Raw genomic sequence first — 1,815 nt, 5'->3', positions numbered from 1 at the left:
ACCTCCTAACGAAGAATGTACTGTGATTATCACATAGTACAGACAGTGTTAGAAGGTGGGTTGTATTTGGCGCTTACCTTCTTTAAATGTGCTTAGATTTTGGTTTCAATTTAGATTGTGTATAAATATTAATGAATCAACTGGATGTATCGATAAAGCATTCTAAAACCATTGCGTCCAAATCAATCCAGATATCCTCAAGTTTGTTCCCGAATTCTGTAGCTTTTCCGTTGTGCTCTTCGTAGGTTTGAAAAACATTCCTAATAATTTGAGGCATACTGTATAATGTCATTGCCAGTTCTTTATCTATTACTTTCTGAGATTTTAATTCATCGGACAAATTAGTCAATATTTCAATTAATTCTCGATACTCTTCTTCATCAATTTCCATTTGATTTCTAACTTTGTCAACGAACGTATTACTCAATAGTCTTTTTTTCGATAAATTATCCCTTACATCCACCACACATGATTATTTTCGGATTACCACCAGAACTACTCCTTGTCTATTTGACAGGGAATATTATAACTTAACTGATTACCATTTTACCCACTTTATGGGATCCTTTACAAAGGATAAGTTCCGCATTACTACTTAGTAAGTGTTGAGGTGCATGATCAAATAAAAAACAAACTTTACAGTTATCTATCATTTTATTTTGCGTTGGATTTTTCATATCGAATTTAATAGCTAAACTCCAAATATCCCCATCTTCTAATATCTCTGTATTTGGATAATACTCTGTCCCTGCGGGGGGAGCTTTTCTTCCTCCTTCAGCTTCTGAAAACCAATATATTATTGCTTTTCATCTGTTACATCCTCTTAGTATCTTCTGGTTTTAATCAGCTCGTACAGAGTTGCGGCTCTTTACCGTAACGGAGTCATAGTTTAAATCTGCATCTTTAAAGTAGGCTGTTTTCTCAAAGATTGTTGCTGTTAAAACTAAAAGACAGATTTAATCTACAAAATGTGTAGGATAAATCTATCTTTTCGGTTTGATATTTCGTGAATCGAAAATTTAACGAAAGCTCTGGTTAGTTGAAGAAAAAACATTCATTATTTTTAAAATATTTTACTTACTTCTATGTAAAATAACTATTTTCCTCGTGGCCAAATGAAATATGAAATAGATATGATAAAATCAATTCCCAGTACTAAAGACCATACTTTTAGTGTTTCAAAAAGTTTAGAGCTACGGTCCGCATCATTTACTAGGTATATCAATATTAATAAAAATCCTGCTCCGATGATATATGCAAATAAATGCTGAAAAGACCCTTTCAAAGAATTACGAGCATATGCGAAACCAGTCTTTTTTTCAGGTTTTGTTCCCTCTTTTTTTATGTAGTATAAGAACCTTTCATCAGCCCAACGAACGATACTCTTTCCAAAAGCAATCGACACACCTAAATAGATAGCAGCAATTGCGTGAGACTCAGTTGCATTTCCACCCTTTAATAGATCCATAGCAGTTACGATTAACAGAAACAAATCAATCACGGGTGTTAAAAGTAAAAAGAACGATCCCATTTTTTTAAAGTTATATACATAACGTAAAGTTAGACCGAGTATTATAACAATCCAAAAACCAATTTCTGCTGCAATAATTGACCAAGTAATAAAATTCAATTAACCACCCCACACTTTTACTTACAAAAAATCTAGTAGTTTAAAAACACACGATTATATAGCGTATATTATATTATAAGGAGAAACAATAAAAAATTCCACCTTTTAGGCTCATCACCATAACTTGGGGTTGACCATAAAAAATTCAATAAATTCCCATTAAAGTATAGAAAAAAAGTGAAAAC

At 32.3% G+C, this 1,815-nt stretch carries 2 protein-coding genes; both read right to left on the bottom strand.

All coding sequences use genetic code 11. From position 1 onward, the window contains the following. Nucleotides 1–136: 136 nt before the first annotated feature. A complete protein-coding gene (locus AMS59_RS10195) occupies nt 137–391 on the bottom strand; it encodes a hypothetical protein (protein ID WP_199777720.1) in 255 nt (84 codons plus the stop codon). A 705-nt stretch (nt 392–1,096) separates the two neighbouring features. Then, nucleotides 1,097–1,630, bottom strand: coding sequence for a hypothetical protein (locus AMS59_RS10190; protein WP_053483649.1), 534 nt, complete (start codon nt 1,628–1,630; stop codon nt 1,097–1,099). Between the last annotated feature and the right edge of the window lie 185 nt (nt 1,631–1,815).

The sequence above is a fragment of the Lysinibacillus sp. FJAT-14745 genome (assembly GCF_001275675.1).
Lineage (GTDB): Bacteria > Bacillota > Bacilli > Bacillales_A > Planococcaceae > Lysinibacillus.
This window is presented reverse-complemented; position numbering and strand designations above follow the sequence as displayed.